Origin of the sequence: Cupriavidus oxalaticus, assembly GCF_016894385.1 — a bacterium.
In the GTDB taxonomy this organism is placed as follows: Bacteria; Pseudomonadota; Gammaproteobacteria; order Burkholderiales; family Burkholderiaceae; genus Cupriavidus; species Cupriavidus oxalaticus.
Window position 1 is genome coordinate 2,035,636 of record NZ_CP069811.1, and the last position, 16,346, is coordinate 2,051,981.

General features: G+C 67.1%; 14 protein-coding genes. 8 read left to right on the forward strand and 6 right to left on the reverse strand.

The window, feature by feature from the left end:
* Positions 1–407: 407 nt before the first annotated feature.
* The 3 genes from xsc (at position 408) to JTE92_RS08890 (ending at position 4,192) form a co-directional block, all read left to right on the forward strand.
* Positions 408–2,174, forward strand: coding sequence for a sulfoacetaldehyde acetyltransferase (gene xsc, locus JTE92_RS08880; RefSeq protein ID WP_063239867.1), 1,767 nt, complete (start codon positions 408–410; stop codon positions 2,172–2,174).
* A 219-nt stretch (positions 2,175–2,393) separates the two neighbouring features.
* Complete coding sequence (gene pta, locus JTE92_RS08885; RefSeq protein ID WP_063239814.1) at positions 2,394–3,425, forward strand: phosphate acetyltransferase; 1,032 nt, start codon at positions 2,394–2,396, stop codon at positions 3,423–3,425.
* Positions 3,422–4,192 carry a sulfite exporter TauE/SafE family protein gene (locus tag JTE92_RS08890; protein ID WP_063239813.1) on the forward strand — a complete coding sequence of 257 codons (771 nt, stop codon included), beginning with the start codon at positions 3,422–3,424 and terminating at the stop codon, positions 4,190–4,192. Before pta ends, JTE92_RS08890 begins: the two co-directional genes overlap by 4 nt.
* Positions 4,193–4,346: 154 nt before the next feature.
* Here JTE92_RS08890 and JTE92_RS08895 read toward each other — a convergent pair whose 3' ends face one another.
* From JTE92_RS08895 to JTE92_RS08915, 5 genes are all read right to left on the reverse strand, one after another.
* Complete coding sequence (locus JTE92_RS08895) at positions 4,347–5,222, reverse strand: nucleotidyl transferase AbiEii/AbiGii toxin family protein (RefSeq protein WP_063239812.1); 876 nt, start codon at positions 5,220–5,222, stop codon at positions 4,347–4,349.
* Positions 5,206–6,255 carry a type IV toxin-antitoxin system AbiEi family antitoxin gene (locus JTE92_RS08900; RefSeq protein ID WP_147318606.1) on the reverse strand — a complete coding sequence of 350 codons (1,050 nt, stop codon included), beginning with the start codon at positions 6,253–6,255 and terminating at the stop codon, positions 5,206–5,208. The genes JTE92_RS08895 and JTE92_RS08900 overlap by 17 nt, the downstream gene beginning before the upstream one ends.
* Positions 6,256–6,396: 141 nt before the next feature.
* Positions 6,397–8,118, reverse strand: a complete 1,722-nt coding sequence (locus JTE92_RS08905) for a cobaltochelatase CobT-related protein (protein WP_063239810.1) — start codon at positions 8,116–8,118, stop codon at positions 6,397–6,399.
* Complete coding sequence (locus JTE92_RS08910; RefSeq protein ID WP_063239809.1) at positions 8,115–9,128, reverse strand: AAA family ATPase; 1,014 nt, start codon at positions 9,126–9,128, stop codon at positions 8,115–8,117. The genes JTE92_RS08905 and JTE92_RS08910 overlap by 4 nt, the downstream gene beginning before the upstream one ends.
* Before the next feature lie 58 nt (positions 9,129–9,186).
* Positions 9,187–10,053, reverse strand: a complete 867-nt coding sequence (locus tag JTE92_RS08915) for an IclR family transcriptional regulator (RefSeq protein ID WP_063239866.1) — start codon at positions 10,051–10,053, stop codon at positions 9,187–9,189.
* Positions 10,054–10,386: 333 nt separating this feature from the next.
* On the opposite strand from JTE92_RS08915, the gene JTE92_RS08920 reads away from it, so the two are divergent.
* From JTE92_RS08920 to JTE92_RS08935, 4 genes are all read left to right on the forward strand, one after another.
* A complete protein-coding gene (locus JTE92_RS08920; protein WP_063239808.1) occupies positions 10,387–11,823 on the forward strand; it encodes an amino acid permease in 1,437 nt (478 codons plus the stop codon).
* A 63-nt stretch (positions 11,824–11,886) separates the two neighbouring features.
* On the forward strand, positions 11,887–13,458 hold the full coding sequence (gene pdxR, locus JTE92_RS08925) for a MocR-like pyridoxine biosynthesis transcription factor PdxR (RefSeq protein WP_063239807.1): 1,572 nt from the start codon (positions 11,887–11,889) through the stop codon (positions 13,456–13,458).
* Between the two features lie 143 nt (positions 13,459–13,601).
* Positions 13,602–14,018 carry a nuclear transport factor 2 family protein gene (locus tag JTE92_RS08930; RefSeq protein ID WP_063239806.1) on the forward strand — a complete coding sequence of 139 codons (417 nt, stop codon included), beginning with the start codon at positions 13,602–13,604 and terminating at the stop codon, positions 14,016–14,018.
* A 16-nt stretch (positions 14,019–14,034) separates the two neighbouring features.
* Complete coding sequence (locus JTE92_RS08935; protein WP_063239805.1) at positions 14,035–15,477, forward strand: NAD(P)/FAD-dependent oxidoreductase; 1,443 nt, start codon at positions 14,035–14,037, stop codon at positions 15,475–15,477.
* A 348-nt stretch (positions 15,478–15,825) separates the two neighbouring features.
* On the opposite strand, the gene JTE92_RS08940 is transcribed toward JTE92_RS08935, so the two are convergent.
* Positions 15,826–16,026 carry a hypothetical protein gene (locus JTE92_RS08940; protein ID WP_063239804.1) on the reverse strand — a complete coding sequence of 67 codons (201 nt, stop codon included), beginning with the start codon at positions 16,024–16,026 and terminating at the stop codon, positions 15,826–15,828.
* On the opposite strand from JTE92_RS08940, the gene JTE92_RS30775 reads away from it, so the two are divergent.
* Positions 15,967–16,179 (forward strand): hypothetical protein, encoded by a 213-nt coding sequence (locus tag JTE92_RS30775; protein ID WP_354006095.1) that lies wholly within the window; start codon positions 15,967–15,969, stop codon positions 16,177–16,179. The genes JTE92_RS08940 and JTE92_RS30775 overlap by 60 nt on opposite strands.
* Positions 16,180–16,346: the final 167 nt, after the last annotated feature.

Below are 16,346 nucleotides of genomic sequence, written 5' to 3' on the forward strand. Positions count from 1 at the left end.
TGTCACTTTGCGCGATTAATGAACGCATATGCGCGATCAAGGCCCCGAATGCGGGTTTCTACGAGTCAGTTGCAAAGCGGGCACGCGCGGGGCAGCCGCGGTGCCGTTGCACTAAGCGGTCCGTCGCCGCAGGCCGCCATTAGTTACCTATAAGTCTCTTGCAAACGCGTTTCGTCTCATTTTTTTGTTCAATTCATTCCGTAAACCAAAACTTCTTATTGACGTCAGCCGGTCTTCCGCCTACATTTCGACCATCGCATCAATTTTTCGGAACGTACTGTTCCATTTTATAACACCCCAACCAGGAGACACCCGCCATGCGCGACCTCGAAACCACCAAGCAGCCCGCCGTTTCCGGTGGCTCGGCCGCAGCGAAAGACAGCCAGGTTCCGGCTGGCCCGCAGACCATGACCCCGTCCGAAGCCTTCGTCGAAACGATGGCCGCCAACGGCGTGACCGACATGTTCGGCATCATGGGCTCGGCCTTCATGGACGCCATGGACATCTTCGCCCCCGCCGGCATCCGCCTGATCCCGGTGGTGCACGAGCAAGGCGCCGGCCACATGGCCGACGGCTATGCGCGCGTGTCGGGCCGCCACGGCGTGGTGATCGGCCAGAACGGCCCCGGCATCTCCAACTGCGTGACCTCCATCGCCGCCGCCTACTGGGCCCACAGCCCGGTGGTGATCGTCACCCCCGAAGCCGGCACCATGGGCATCGGCCTGGGCGGCTTCCAGGAAGCCAACCAGCTGCCGATGTTCCAGGAGTTCACCAAGTACCAGGGCCACGTCACCAACCCGGCGCGCATGGCCGAGTTCACCGCGCGCTGCTTCGACCGCGCCAAGGCCGAAATGGGCCCGACGCAGCTGAACATCCCGCGCGACCACTTCTACGGCAAGATCACCGCCGAGATCCCGAAGCCGCAGAACCTCGATCGCGGCCCCGGCGGCGAGCAGAGCCTGAACGAAGCCGCCGAGCTGCTGGCCAACGCCAAATTCCCGGTGATCATCTCGGGCGGCGGCGTGGTGATGGCCGATGCGATCGAGGAATGCAAGGCACTGGCCGAGCGCCTGGGCGCGCCGGTGGTCAACAGCTACCTGCACAACGACTCCTTCCCCGCCAGCCACCCGCTGTGGTGCGGCCCGCTGGGCTACCAGGGCTCCAAGGCGGCGATGAAGCTGATCTCGCGCGCCGACGTGGTGGTGGCACTGGGCTCGCGCCTGGGGCCGTTCGGCACGCTGCCGCAGCACGGCATGGACTACTGGCCGAAGAACGCCAAGATCATCCAGATCGATGCCGACCACAAGATGCTGGGCCTGGTGAAGAAGATCTCGGTGGGCATCTGCGGCGACGCCAAGGCTGCCGCCATCGCGCTGACCCAGCGCCTGGCCGGCCGCACGCTGGCCTGCGACGCCACCCGCGACGGCCGCGCCACCGACATCGCCAACGAGAAGGCTGCGTGGGAGAAGGAGCTGGACGACTGGACGCATGAGCGCGACCCGTACAGCCTGGACATGATCGAGGAGCAGAAGCAGGAGCGCACGCCCACCGGCGGCCACTACCTGCATCCGCGCCAGGTGCTGCGCGAGCTGGAAAAGGCCATGCCGGAAGATGTGATGGTCTCGACCGACATCGGCAACATCAACTCGGTGGCCAACAGCTACCTGCGCTTCGAGAAGCCGCGCAGCTTCTTTGCGGCGATGAGCTGGGGCAACTGCGGCTATGCCTTCCCGACCATCATCGGCGCCAAGGTCGCGGCGCCGCATCGCCCGGCCGTGTCGTACGCCGGTGACGGCGCCTGGGGCATGAGCCTGATGGAAACCATGACCTGCGTGCGCCACAACATCCCGGTGACCGCGGTGGTGTTCCACAACCGCCAGTGGGGCGCGGAGAAGAAGAACCAGGTGGACTTCTACAACCGCCGCTTCGTCGCGGGCGAGCTCGACAACCAGAGCTTCGCCGAAATCGCCAAGGCGATGGGCGCGGAAGGCATCGTGGTGGATCGCCTGGAAGACGTGGGCCCGGCCCTGAAGCGCGCCATCGACCTGCAGATGAATCATGGCAAGACCACGATCATCGAGATCATGTGCACGCGTGAACTGGGCGACCCGTTCCGCCGCGACGCGCTGGCCAAGCCGGTGCGTTACCTGGACAAGTACAAGGACTACGTCTGATCTAAGCCGCACCCTTTCGTTCTCGATTGGGTGCTCCCTCTCCCGCTTGCGGGAGAGGGTTGGGGTGAGGGCGGGAGCATCCACGGAGTGAAGCGCTGTCGTGCTTGCCACGCGCCTGCCCTCACCCCCCTGCCCCTCTCCCGCAAGCGGGAGAGGGGAGCCAACCACCAGCATGACAAGGGCTTCGGCCCTTTTTTCAGTTTCACCGAGCCAACCACCATGAAACCCATCCTCCGCATCATCGACCGCGCCCGCGCCGCCCCCCGCCGCATCGTGCTGTGCGAGGCCGAAGACCCGCGCATCCTGCAGGCCGCGCAGCGTGCCACGCAGGAAGGCATCGCGCGCATCGTGCTGGCCGGCAACCCGCGCCAGATCAACGCGGCTGCCGCCATCCACGGCATCGCGCTGGACGGCATCACGCTGGTCGATCCGGCCACCTCCGCGCTGACGCCCTCGTTCGCGCAACAGCTCTACGCATTGCGCCAGAAGAAAGGCATGACGCTGGACGAAGCCAGGCGCGCGGTGCTGGACCCGCTGTGCTTCGCCAACCTGATGGTGCGCCTCGGCCATGCGGACGGCTCGGTCGCGGGGGCGGAGCACACCACCGCTGACGTGGTGCGCAACGCGATCCAGCTGATCGGGCTGGCGCCCGGCTTCCGGCTGGTGTCGAGCTTTTTCCTGATGATGCTGTGCGAGCCCTTCCACACGCTCAAGGGCGGGCTGATCTTCTCTGACTGCGGGCTGGTGGTGAATCCCGATGCCGAAGAGCTGTCGGAGATCGCCATGGCCGCCGCCGACAGCGCACGTGCGCTGCTGAACGACGAGCCGCGCGTGGCGATGCTGTCGTTCTCCACCAGCGGCAGCGCGCACCACGCCGCCGTCGACAAGGTGGTGGCCGCGACCGAGCGCGTGCGCGCGCAGCGCCCCGGCCTGGCCATCGATGGCGACGTGCAGCTCGATGCCGCCATCGTCGCCGAGATCGCCGCGCGCAAGGTCGCGCATTCGCAGGTCAATGGCCGCGCCAACGTGCTGGTGTTCCCCAACCTGGAGTCCGGCAATATCGGCTACAAGCTGGCCGAGCGCGTCGGTGGCGCCAAGGCCATCGGACCGATGCTGCAGGGGCTGAGCAAGCCCGCCAACGACCTGTCGCGCGGCTGCAGCGCGGACGATGTGTTCCATGTCATCGCCGTCACCGTGGTCCAGGCGCAAGCCTGCGCGGAACAGGCCGGCAAGGGCGAGCAGGCGGCATGAAAGCGGAATTGTTGTTGCCGCTGCTGGGGCTGCAGGCCCTGCTCGGCGCGGGTACCTACTTCCAGACGGTGACCGGCTTCGGCCTGGGCATGATCGTGATGGGCGCCACCAGCGGGCTGGGCCTCGCGCCGGTGGCCACCGTGGCGGCCGTGGTCAGCCTGGTGACGCTGGCCAACAGCGCCTGCGCGCTGCCCGGCAAGTTCCAGCATATCGACTGGCGCGCCGTGGGCGCGGCCGCGATCGGCATCCTGCCCTCCGTGCTGGTGGGCGTGCTGGTGCTGGAGTACCTGAGTTCCAGCGCCGCCACGCTGCTGCAACTGCTGCTGGGCGCGGTGATCCTGTACGGCGGCCTGAGCGCCGCGTTCAAACCCGACCCGCTGCCGCGGCGCTCCGGCGATGGCAGCTTCTTCATGAGCGGCGTGTTCGGCGGGCTGCTGAGCGGCATGTTCGGCGTGTCCGGGCCGCCGCTGATCTTCCAGTTCTACCGGCAGCCGATGAAGCCCGTGGAGATCCGCTGCGCGCTGATCCTGGTGTTCACCGTCACGTCCAGCGTGCGCACGCTGTTCTCGGCGTGGCAGGGCCAGCTCGATGGCGCAATCTGGCTGCAGGCGGCGCTCGGCGTGCCGGTGGTGGTGGCCGCCACGCTGCTGGGACGGCGCTTTCCGCCGCCGTTCTCGCCGGCCACGACGCGGCGGGTAGCGTTCGGGGTGTTGATCGGGATCGGGGTCAGCCTGATGCTGCCGGCGATTTCGGCGTGGGTGCGGTAGGGGCGCGGTAGGGGCGCCGGCGGCGCCCCCTGCGCTTCGTGTCGACCGCTCCATGGGGATATCGCGGTGTCGTGGCAGCCGAAGGAGACTGTGCGGGCGTGATTGAGGGAGCGGCTGCTCGAGGCAGCTAACAGCGGCGGCTGCGGACAGGGGCCTACCGCTCCAATCCAAGTAGCGGCAGGAACTCCGCCCGAAACGCCTGCATCCTTGGATGCACCCGCCGCGGATCCATGCCGTCGCCAACGACTGCCTGGCGATCGCCGAACGCCATGTGGTCAAGCAATCGTTGAAAGACCCGCTCGTCCCCGAGTACCGTAACGATCTGCTTCGTCGCCGCTTCGGCCCCGCGAGCCAGCAACGCTGCTGCTGCGATGTCGATATCGAAGTCGTATTTCTCCAGCAGGTCAGCCTCCTGTCCGAACAGGCGATCCTGGTTGCCGGCCGATTCATAGCTGCAGAGCAGGGTCAGCAGGTCGGTAGCGTCGCGCCGGTCGTCGCCATGGCGGTCATGCCACGCAAGGAGCTTGAGCATTGCCAGGCCCGGCAGCGATGCAAACGGAACGACGAGGCTGTCGTCAACAACAATGCGAATCGCCGCGTCAAAGGCTTGCCGGAATCCGGCAACGTTCATCACCGTGTCCATGGCCGGCGGCCACGCGATGCTGGCAGCGGGCTTCTCGATGTCGCCGAAGGGAATCAGGTCGAGAACCATCACCCGCTCCCCATCGCGGTGATAAGTCAGCTTGTGCGGGTTCTTGTCGACCGGCCTGAACCGGCCCGCGGCAATCAGTTGCCGGCATAGCAACTCATGCTCCGCCCAGTCTGCAATGCAGATGCCGATGTCGATATCGTGCGTGCGCCGGCCCGGCTGGTTGCCGAAGACGTTTTCCAGGATGACCTGCCTGGCCGTCGCGCCGCCAATGAAGTAGCGGATGCCAAGCTGACTCGCGGCGGCGTCCAGATCGCCAAGCAGGGATCTGCTGTCAGCGTCGATCGGGCGTGTCGCCGGGAGTTCATGGACGATGGGCAAGGTATAGCTCTCTTATCTGCCGCGCAGCCTCGACATTGCGCGATTCGCCGGTATCCAGCAGGTCGGCATACACCAGAATGGGATGCGCAACATCCGGTGTGCCAGTGGCGACAGTCTTGGATGAGGCGGGCCAGAAGCGCTGCACGACTTCGACTTCGCCATCGGGATCCGCTTTCAGCCGCGCTTCGAGGAGAAGTTCGCGAGGGGTTGCCGAGGCCGCGTACAGCATGATGCGCTCGGCCCGCAGATGATGGGCGAGCTTTTCTGCGGCCGCCTCTCCACCCAAAACAGCATCGTGCCGGGCCAGGTCGATGGCCTGCCACCAGTCGGGCCGCGTCGCGGCAAATCGCCGTGACGCCAGTCGGGGCTTAAGGCGCAGCGGGTACAGCGCGGCCCATTCGTCGACCACGCGCTCCCAGTCGCTGAAACGGCGCCTGCCATCCGGGCCGACTGCCAGCAGGCCGCGGTGCTGCAAGTCATCCAGTGCCAGGTTGACCGTGCTCAGGGCAACGCCCGCCGCGCTGGCGATAGTGCGGTAAGGCGCGGCCGCCAAAGCGGGATCTGCGATCAGGGCGAACAAGACTTCCAGGTGTTTTGGGCTGGCGGTGCGCGCCCGCGGCTTCGGCACCCCGCGTTCCGGCGGCCGGCGGCCCACCACGTAGAGCAACGCGTCCGGCAAGCGCAGCGAAACGTTGCCTGCGGTATCGAGAAAGGCAATGTCGTTGCTACGCAGGCGCTCCGCCATGTCCTGCGAGACATGCGAGGTAACCAGCAACAGCGTCTTCCCTACCCGATGCTGCAATTCGGCGATGCCGGAGACCGCGGAGAAGCGGTCGACCGAATGCCTGGTCGCGACTGGCAAGATAACGGTCCGTCCCTGCCCCAGGTCGAAGCGCATCGCACCGTTCAGTGGGAGGCCGGCTGCGTCCGGCATTGGCGGGACCGGCTCTGCGTGCATGGCGGTGGCGTCATGGAAGGCGTCGGCTGCCGCTTGCAGCAACGCATTGGCGTCAACGCGTGCTTTAGGATTCACTTATATCTCATTCCGGTGTGTATCGATGTACGCGTAACGCGTACATCCTCAGATAATCATACAGCACCGCATCGATTCGTACGGATTTTCTTTGATGTACGCGTATCGCGTACAGGCAAGAAATCAGACAAGGCGGCGGACTCACCGCCGCCTCGCCCCCACCAACCCCGCCACCTCATCCAGCATCGCCATATCCACCGGCTGCGCCAGGTCCAGCGCCAGCGTGTGCCGGTAATACGGACTGAGATCCAGCCCCACCCCCAGCCCCAGCACCTCCACGTCACGCAACGCCTCATGCCGCGCCACGACGGCCTTGAGGTGGTTGTCGAGATAGCACGCATCGTTGGCCAGCCCGGTGGCGGTATCCATCGGGCTGCCGTCGGACACCACCAGCAGGATGCGGCGCGCCTTGCCGGTGGCGTGCAGGCGGGCGCACGCCCACTCGACGGCCTCGCCGTCCACGCCTTCGCGGAACAGGTCGGCCTTGAGCAAGGCGGTCATGTCGGTGCGCGCACGGCGCCAGCTGCGCGCGGCATCCTTGAATACCATGTGGCAGGTTTCGTTGAGCCGGCCAGGGTGCGCCGGCCGGCCGCGCGCGAGCCAGTCGGAGCGGGCGCGCCCGCCATTCCACGCATTGGTGGTGAAGCCCAGCACCTCGGTGGCCACGCCGGCCTGGTCGAGGGCCCGCGCGAGCAGGTCGAGCAGCAATGTCAGCGGCTCCGCGCGCGCCTTCATCGATCCCGAGCAGTCCACCAGGAAGCCCACCACGCAATCGGCATGCGCCTTGTACGCTTCGCGGCGGAACAGGCGCCGTTCGGCGGGCGAACTGACCAGCTGTGCCAGCCGGCGTCCGTCGATGCGGCCGCTTTCCTCGCCGAAGGACCAGCCGTCGACGCGCGGCTGCGCCAGCGCGGCGCGCAGCTTGCGGGCCAGCCGCGCCACGTTGACGCCGGCGCGGGCAATGCGCGCGTCGAGGCGCGTGCGGTATTCGTCGAGCAAGGCGCGGCGCACCAGCGTGGCGGCGCGCACTTCGCGGTCGTAGCGGGTGGTGAAGATGCGGTAGCCGTCGGTGGCGTCGGCCAGCACGCGGCTGTGGCCGCTGTCGGCGAGCGCGAAGGCCTCGGCCGCCGGCTCGTCGAAATCGAGCCACAGCGCAAAGCCCGCGCGTGCCGATGAAACGGCGTTGTCGCCGTCCGCGCCGGCTTGCGGTGCTTCGCTGCGGACCATCTCCGCGACGGCACGTGCCAGCGCCAGCGCATGCACGGCAAACGCGGACTGGTCGTGGCGCTGCGCGCGCAGGCCGGCCAGCGCCGTGCCCAGCACCGGGACGATGGCGGCGCGTGTGGCCTCGATCAGGTCTTCGGTGTCTTCGAGCACCGGCTCGCCGCTCAGGCGCGACCACGCCACCTGCGCCACGGTATAGAGCAGGATGCCGAGATGGCCCTCGGTCAGCCCCGAGCGATGGAACGCGCGCGACCACGCCATGAAGCGGTGCCGCAGGTTGGCTGCCACGCCGGCCATGCCGCGCGGCAGGTGGGTCTCGCAGCGCAGCTGCTCGAGCAGTTCGAAGAGCAGGCGTTCGACCGGATCGGCGGGGCAGAGGCTGCGGTGCAGCGCGGCATCGGAATGCGCCTGCCGCAGCGCGGCGCCGTCGGCGGCGCCGCGCAGGCAGGCAGCCGTGTCGGTGCCCGGATCGGTGCGCAGGTGCGGCGCATGCTGCGGCACCGGCCGCATCGCGCGCCATAGCTGGCCGTCGCGAAAATGCAGCGCCGCGTCGCCGGTCAGCGCGCGCACGGCGGCGCCGGAGAGTTCGTCCTGCCGCTGGCGCCGGCGCAGCTGCTGCGCTGCCGACGCCGCGGTCATCGCGCGGACTCCGACGCGGCCGCAACCGCGGCGGGGTCGCCGGGCAGTTGCCCGAAGCAGCGCTGGTAATACTCCGCCACCACCGGCCGCTCGGCCTCGTCGCACTTGTTCAGGAAGGTCAGCCGGAACGCCAGGCCCGGATCGCGAAAGATCTGGCAGTTTTCGGCCCAGCTGATCACGGTGCGCGGCGACATCAGCGCCGACAGGTCGCCCGCCGCAAACCCGCGCCGCGTCAGCCCCGCCATGGCCACCATGGCGTCGACCAGCGCGCGGCCGGCGTCGTTGTCCAGCTCGGGCACGCGCGCGAGCACGATGCCCGCCTCTTCCTCATGCGGCAGGTAGTCCAGCGTGGCAACCACGTTCCAGCGGTCGATCTGCGCGTGGTTGAGCAGCTGGGTGCCGTGATAGAGCCCGTTGACGTTGCCGAGCCCCACGGTATTGGAGGTGGCGAACAGCCGGAACGACGGATGCGGCCGGATCACGCGGTTCTGGTCTAGCAGCGTGAACTTGCCGTCGCGTTCCAGGATGCGCTGGATCACGAACATCACGTCGGGACGGCCCGCGTCGTATTCATCGAAGATCAGCGCCACCGGCCGCTGCAGCGCCCACGGCACGATGCCTTCCTGGAATTCGGTCACCTGGCGCCCGTCGCGCACGACGATGGCGTCCTTGCCGACCAGGTCGAGCCGGCTGATATGCCCGTCCAGGTTCACGCGCACGCACGGCCAGTTGAGCCGCGCCGCCACCTGCTCGATATGGGTCGACTTGCCGCTGCCATGCAGCCCCTGCACCATCACGCGCCGGTCGCGCATGAAGCCGGACAGGATCGCCAACGTCACCTCGGGCTGGAAGCGGTACGCCGGGTCAAGCCCCGGCACGTGGTCGTCGCGCTCGCTGAAGGCCGGCACCATCAGTCCGGAATCGATGCCGAACACCTCGCGCACCGGAATCATCCGGTCCGGCTTGCCATACTGCTCTTGCGTCACCTCATGCTCCTCGTTGGTCGCCATGCCTTTTGTCACCCTGGCACCGCGACCAGCGGAGCAACTCCGCGTGACGCCGTGCGCGCTATTCGTCCTCTTCGGCGCTTTCCGCGCTTTCCCCGCTTTCCGCGCCTTCCGAGCCGCCTTGCCAGCTGCTGGCGCTTTCGGCCTCGATCGCCGCCAGCGCGCTGGCCGCGCGCTGCAGCGCGGGCAGCAGCTGCACCACCTTGTCGCGCGCCACGCGCATGACCGGGGCCTGCAGCGCCAGCCCGAGGTTCGACTTGCCGCCGTCGACGGCCGGCACCAGCACGCCGAAGCAGACCAGCCCGGGCAGGAATTCCTCGTCATCCAGCGCGTAGCCGTCGCGCTTCACGCGCTCCAGCTCCGCTTCCAGCTGCGCGGGGTCGGTCAGCGTGTTCTGCGTGTACCGCTCCAGCTCCGCGTGCGCCAGCAGCCGCTGCCGCTGCGCCGGCGCCAGCTGCGCCAGGAACAGCTTGCCGGTGGCCGAGCAGTGCGCCGGCACGCGCGAGCCCGGATGCAGGTAGAAGCGCAGCGGCGCCGCGGTTTCCACACGGTCCAGGTACAGCACCTCGCCGCCCGAAAACGCGGTCAGGTTGCAGCTCTCGCCCACTTCTTCCACCAGCCGCCGCAGCACCATGTGGCGCGCGCCGTGCGAGGTGCTGTTGAGCAACAGGTTCTCCGCCAGCCGGCGCAGCCGCAGGCCGGTGCCGTATTGCCGCCCGTCGCCGTTGCGCTGGATCAGCCCCGCCGCCTCGAGCTGCTGCAGCATGCGGTGCAGCGTGGGCTTGGGCAGGCCGGTCTCTTCCACCAGCGCCTGCAGGTTGAAGGACTGGTCCTTCTCCGCGATGACTTCGAGCAGGCCGAACAAACGCAGTGCCGGCGTGTCTCCGTCCGGCTTGGCGTCACTTTTGGCGAGGCGCATATCGTTCATGCCTGGCTCCATCATAGGTAAGTTTCATTTTCAGAGTCAAATCATATCAATTATCGAAACTTCTGGTTGACCTTCCGCCGGGGAGGGCCTACATTTCGGTCAAACAATTATTTTTCGGAACAACTGGTTCCGGATTTTTAAGCAGACACCGGAGACTAGTCGACATGGACGGATAAGCATCCCGCACCGGGATTGCCAACACTGAACCGACCACGGCCCCGGCTGGCGTTTCCCGCGCCGCCACCTATACAGAAGAGAAGCCGTGGCGCCTGCCAAAAACGCTGGTCTGGCTGCAAGTAGCACCGGCAGCACGCGCAGCACAGGAGACACACCATGATCCAACAACCACAGTCCGGCAACGGACTATCCCACGGCCTCAAGCAACGCCACATGACCATGATCGCGCTTGGCGGCGTGATCGGCGCCGGCCTGTTCGTCGGCAGCGGCGTCGTCATCAAGTCGGCCGGCCCCGGCGCGGTCCTTTCCTTCCTGATCACCGGCCTGCTGGTCGTGCTGGTCATGCGCATGCTGGGCGAGATGGCGTGCGCCCTGCCCGGCACGGGCGGCTTCTACGAGTATGCGCGCGAAGCCTGGCACGACCGCCCCGCGGTGGGCAACCTCGCCGGCTTCCTGACCGGCTGGATGTACTGGTATTTCTGGGTCATCGTGGTGGCGCTCGAAGCCGTCGCCGGCGCCGACCTGGTGCGCTACTGGCTGCCCGACGTGCCCAACTGGATCATCAGCCTGGTGCTGCTGGTGATGCTGACGCTGACCAACCTGGTGTCGGTCAAGTCGTTCGGCGAGTTCGAGTTCTGGTTCGCCTCGATCAAGGTCGCGGCAATCATCGTGTTCCTGTTCATCGCCGGCGTGTACGTGCTGGGCCTGGCTCCCGGCGCCCAGGGCATGCAGGTGGCCAACCTGACCGCCAACGGTGGCTTCATGCCGAACGGCATCGTGCCGGTGCTGACCGGCGCGGTCGCGGCCACCGGCTTCTACTTCGGCGCCGAGATCGTCACCATCGCCGCCGCCGAGACGGCAGAACCGCAGAAGGCCGTGGCCAAGGCCACCAGCTCGGTAATCACGCGCGTGCTGGTGTTCTATGTCGGCTCGATCCTGCTGGTGGTATGCCTGGTGCCGTGGAACTCCAACAGCATCGCCACGCCGTACGTGAGCGCGCTGAACGTGATGGGCGTGCCCGCCGCCGCGCAGATCATGAACGCGATCGTGCTGACCGCGGTGCTGTCGGCGCTCAACTCCGGCCTGTACGCTTCGTCGCGCATGCTGTTCGCGCTGACCCGCCGCGGCGATGCGCCGCAGTCGCTGGCCCGCGTCAGCCGCAAGGGCGTGCCGGTCCGCGCGATCCTGGTGGCCACGCTGTTCGGCTACGGCGCGGTGGTGATGTCTTATGTCTCGCCCGACACGGTGTTTGCCTTCCTGGTCAACTCGTATGGCACCGTCGCCATCTTCGTCTACATCCTGATCGCGATCTCGCAGCTGCGCCTGCGCTCGCGGCTGGAGCGCGAAGCGCCGGACCTGCTGCGCGTGCGCATGTGGTGCTTCCCGTATCTCACCTATGTCGCGATCCTGGGCATGCTCGGCATCGTGGTCGCCATGGCCTTCATCCCCGACCAGCGCACGCCGCTTGCACTGGGAGTGATCAGCCTGCTGATCCTGCTGATTGCCTACGGCGCGCGGCAACTGTTTCGTCGCGGCGTGGAGCCGGTAGTACCGCTGGCAGAGATGCCAAGGCCCGACCTCCACAAGTATTGATGTGCCACGCGGCGCGCCAGTGCAGTAAGCTGGCGCGCTGTTTCATTTAGCTGCCCCCGCACCATGAGCCTCAAGTCTCCCGCCACCATGTGGTTCCAGCTGTTCCAGCAGCACGCGCTGTCCGGCCTGAGCCTGCAGGGCAAGATCCGCCAGATGCTGGTGTCGGCGATCCTCGACCAGCAGCTGCCGCAGGGCGAGCCGCTGCCAAGCAGCCGCGAACTGTCCGCGCAGCTGCGCGTGGCGCGCAACACCGTGGTGCTGGCGTACCAGCAGCTGGTCGATGAAGGCTACCTGGTGGCGCGCGAGCGCAGCGGCTATTTCGTCAATCCCGAGATCCTCGGCACGCGCGTCAGCGGCGTGGCCTCGCTGCGCGGCGAGCCGGTGCCCGCGCGCGGCGGCGAACCGGACTGGGAGCGGCGCTTCGTGTTCCGCCCGACACAGCAGCGCAATATCGTCAAGCGCGCCAACTGGCGCGACTATCCCTACCCCTTCATCTACGGCCAGTACGACCCCGCGCTGTTCCCCACCGCCGACTGGCGCGAATGCTGCCTGAAGGCGCTGAGCGTGCTCGACATCCACGACTGGGCCCAGGACATGATCCTGCGCGACGACGAGTCGCTGGTGCAGCAGATCCGCACGCGCGTGCTGCCGCGCCGCGGCGTCTGGGCCGGCGCCGACGAGATCGTGGTCACCGTGGGCGCGCAGCAGGCGCTGTACCTGCTGGCCGACCTGCTGGTCAGCCCCGATACGCCGGTCGGCATCGAAGACCCCGGCTATCCGGATGCGCGCAATATCTTCGGCTCGCATACCTCGCATCTGGTGCCGCTGCCGGTCGATGGCGAGGGGCTGGCACTGTCCGACGCGCAGCGCGCGTGCGACTACGTCTACGTCACGCCCAGCCACCAGTGCCCCACCACGGTCACCATGCCGCTGGCGCGCCGCCAGGCGCTGCTGCGCCAGGCCGAGGAAGCGGACTTCGTGCTGATCGAGGACGACTACGAAAGCGAGAGCCGCTTCGAGGGCGACCCCACGCCCACGCTCAAGAGCCTGGATCGCGGCAACCGCGTGATCTACGTGGGCAGCCTGTCCAAGAGCCTGGCGCCGGGGCTGCGCATCGGCTATGTGGTCGGTCCGGCGCCGCTGATTGCCGAGCTGCGCGCGGCGCGGCGGCTGATGCTGCGGCACCCGTCGGCGTATATCCAGCGCGCGTTCTCGCTGTTCCTGTCACTGGGCCACTACGACGCGCACCTGCGGCGCCTGTCGGCCGCGCACCGCGAGCGCGCCGAGGCGGTGCTCGCCGCACTGGCCACGCATATGCCCGACTTCCGCCCGGTACCGATCGCCGGCGGCGCGTCATGCTGGATCGAAGGGCCGTCCTGGCTCGACGCCGACGCGCTGACGCGCCTGGCCGAGCTGCAGGGCGTGCTGATCGAGCCCGGCAGCGTCTTCTTCATGGCCGAGCCGGCGCCGCGCAACGTGTTCCGGCTCGGCTACTCGTCGATCTCGCTGGACCGTATCGAGCCCGGCATCCGTGTGCTGGCGGATGTCGCGCGTGAACTGCAGGCCACCGCCGGGGCGGCTGGCGCGGCCGCAGCAGACGCCACCGTCACTTCCCGCGCCCGCCCGGCCGCCTGAGCACGCGCCGGCTGGCGCTGGCCCAAGCGATTGTCCCGAACTGGCGCTACAGCGCCGCGGCCGGCTTCCCTATCCTCGAGTCATGGCCGGTTCCGCAGCGCCTTCTTGCGCGGACCGGTGGACAACACTCAGGAGACCAAGACATGTCCGATCGCAACACCGCCGCCGGCATCGAACTGCTGCAAGCCTTCAACGACGCCTGGAACCGCCACGACCTCGAGGCCCTGATGGGCTTCATGGCCGACGACTGCGCCTTCCACGGCGTGGCCGGCAGCGAACTGCTCGGCCGCAGCTTCATCGGCCGCGACGCCGTGCGCGAAGGCTTCCAGCTCGCCTGGCAGACCTTCCCCGACGCGCAATGGGTCGATGGCGAGCACTTTGTCGTGGGCGACCGCGGCGTCAGCGAATCCACCTTCAAGGGCACCCGCGCCGACGGGGCCCGCATCGAGGCGCGCATGGTCGACGTCTTCACCTTCCGCGACGGCAAGATCGCGGTGAAGAACGCCTACCGCAAGGACCGCCCGCCCGTGGTGGCGCCCGTGGTTGCCGCGCAAGCCTGAACGCAGGAGACGCGCCATGGAAGCCGTAGTCCCCCGCAGTGCCCTGGGCGGCGAGCACACGACCGCGCCGTCGCGTCCGTACGACCCCGCCTACGACCCGCTGCATACCCCCACCCCCGGCCAGGGCCGCGAGTACGCCCCCACCTACTGGATCGGCACCGCCGGCACGCCGCCCGCCGACGACGGCCCGATCACGCATGACATCGACGTCGACGTGGCCATCATCGGCTCCGGCTTCACCGGCCTGACCTGCGCGATCTTCCTGGCGCAGCAGTACGGCATCAAGGCCACCGTGCTCGAAGCCAACCGCGTCAGCTGGGGCTGCAGCACGCGCAACGGCGGCCAGGCGCAATGCGCGTCGGGGCGGCTCAAGCGTTCGCAGTGGATCCAGCGCTACGGGCTCGATACCGCGCTGCGCCTGCATGAAGAAGTCTGCGACGGCATGGAAACCTTCAAGGGCCTGATCAAGGACATCGACTGCGACCCGCAGCCGGGTGGGCACCTATACATCGCGCACCGCGACAAGGTGATGCCCGGGCTGGAGAAAGAAGCGAAGATCCTGCGCGAGGTGTTCAACTACGACGCGCGCATCCTCGACGCCGACACCGTGCGGCGCGAATACGTCGACGACAAGGAAGCCTGCGGGGCGATGCACGAGCCCGAAGGCATCGGCATCCACGCCGGCAAGCTGGCCTTCGGCTACCTGCGCCGCGCGCGCGAGCTGGGCGCCAAGGTGCATCCGTCCAGCCCCGTGACCGGCTGGGAAACGCGCAACGGCGTCCACTACCTGCGCACCCCCGGCGGCATCGTGCGCGCCCGCGCGGTGGGCGTGGCCACCGGCGGCTACACCTCGCAGTCGCTGCACCGCGAGCTCAAGAACCGGCTGTTCCCGATCCTGTCGAACTCGATCGTCACGCGCCCGCTGACCCCCGACGAAATCGCCGCGTGCAACTTCCGCACCACGCAGGTCATCACCGACACGCGCATCCTGCGCCACTACTACCGGCTGATGCCCGACGGCCGCCTGCAGATCGGCAGCCGCAGCGCCATTACCGGCAACGACGCGCCGCAGGACCAGTACAAGCAGAAGCTGATCGCCGACATGTACCGCAAGTTCCCGGCGCTGCGCGGCATCCAGATCGACTACTCATGGTGGGGCTGGGTCGACGTGAGCCACGACATGATGCCGCGCATCACGCAGCCAGACCCGTCGCAATCGATCTACTACGCGATGGGCTATGGCGGCAACGGCGTGATGTACTCCGCGCAGGCGGGCAAGCGGCTGGCGGCGCTGATCGCCGGCAAGGAATCGTCGCTGCCGGAGCTGCCGATCTTCCGCTCGCCGCTGCCGTTCCCGAACGTGCGCGAGATGGTGGAGTCGCAGATGTTCGCGCCGTTCCGGCGGATGGGGCAGCGGGTGCTGTATCACTGGTATCACTGGAAGGATGATGTGTTTTGAGGCGGCCGCTGCCGCATGACATCGGCTTCTAACCCACACAGTTACCGCTGCTTACGCGGTGCGTCCTTCGGGGATCAGGTCAAGGCCATGCTCTGAGCTGGCCGCGCCTGGTCCCCCTTCCCTCGTGCACGAATCCGCGACTGTCTTGCCCGTTGGCGCTTGCCGCTTTCTGAGGCGGCCAACTTGCGCCAGGCAGGCGTCACATCCTTACGTCGTCGATTCCGATGACTTCAACCTACCCGTTCGAAAGAAAGTCTCGATAGCGCACCGCCAAGTCTGCAACGTCTTTGCAAGCGCCGCTGCAAATTCAGACATTTCCGGTTGAGTTCCGTTGCCAGTCCTGGTTCATTAGTTACTCCGCAAAAAAGCAAACTCAAGGAGCAACGATGAACACCCGTCTATTATCCCGATCGCATATAAGGGGCCGTTATGCCCGATAATCGCTTCGCGCTTAGAAACGGAGACAAGACCAGCACGGACGGCGAACTTATCGCCACAGGCCGCAGCGTATTCCATCATGATGCGATCGTAGGTGTAGAAGGCGATCATGCAACATGCCCCGCCTGCAAGGCTGGCGGGCCGGTCATGAACGACTGCTACCCAGCCTTCGAAATAGGTGGCAAGCAGGTGCCCGTGTCTACTGCAAATGCGCTATCCACCCGATCGTCGCTCACTCGCGCACAGACTTTTCCATCGAGGTAAACCGGGGTGGTCGCCAGGCATTACCACGGCCGCAGGCGTCGCCATTGGTTTCGTCAGAACCCGATAGACGAAAAATAGCTGGCACAATGAAAATTCGAGAAAGAAAATCTTTCCGGTTTCTTTTCGCATTGGCCTGTTTCGCGGGCGGTGCATGCGCAGTATCAATC

Coding starts and splice junctions, on each gene's coding strand:
- xsc (WP_063239867.1), top strand. CDS start 408: ATGACCCCGTCCGAAGCCTTCGTCGAAACGATGGCCGCCAACGGCGTG.
- pta (WP_063239814.1), top strand. CDS start 2,394: ATGAAACCCATCCTCCGCATCATCGACCGCGCCCGCGCCGCCCCCCGC.
- JTE92_RS08890 (WP_063239813.1), top strand. CDS start 3,422: ATGAAAGCGGAATTGTTGTTGCCGCTGCTGGGGCTGCAGGCCCTGCTC.
- JTE92_RS08905 (WP_063239810.1), bottom strand. CDS start 8,118: ATGACCGCGGCGTCGGCAGCGCAGCAGCTGCGCCGGCGCCAGCGGCAG.
- JTE92_RS08910 (WP_063239809.1), bottom strand. CDS start 9,128: ATGGCGACCAACGAGGAGCATGAGGTGACGCAAGAGCAGTATGGCAAG.
- JTE92_RS08915 (WP_063239866.1), bottom strand. CDS start 10,053: ATGAACGATATGCGCCTCGCCAAAAGTGACGCCAAGCCGGACGGAGAC.
- JTE92_RS08920 (WP_063239808.1), top strand. CDS start 10,387: ATGATCCAACAACCACAGTCCGGCAACGGACTATCCCACGGCCTCAAG.
- pdxR (WP_063239807.1), top strand. CDS start 11,887: ATGAGCCTCAAGTCTCCCGCCACCATGTGGTTCCAGCTGTTCCAGCAG.
- JTE92_RS08930 (WP_063239806.1), top strand. CDS start 13,602: ATGTCCGATCGCAACACCGCCGCCGGCATCGAACTGCTGCAAGCCTTC.
- JTE92_RS08935 (WP_063239805.1), top strand. CDS start 14,035: ATGGAAGCCGTAGTCCCCCGCAGTGCCCTGGGCGGCGAGCACACGACC.
- JTE92_RS08940 (WP_063239804.1), bottom strand. CDS start 16,026: ATGATCGCCTTCTACACCTACGATCGCATCATGATGGAATACGCTGCG.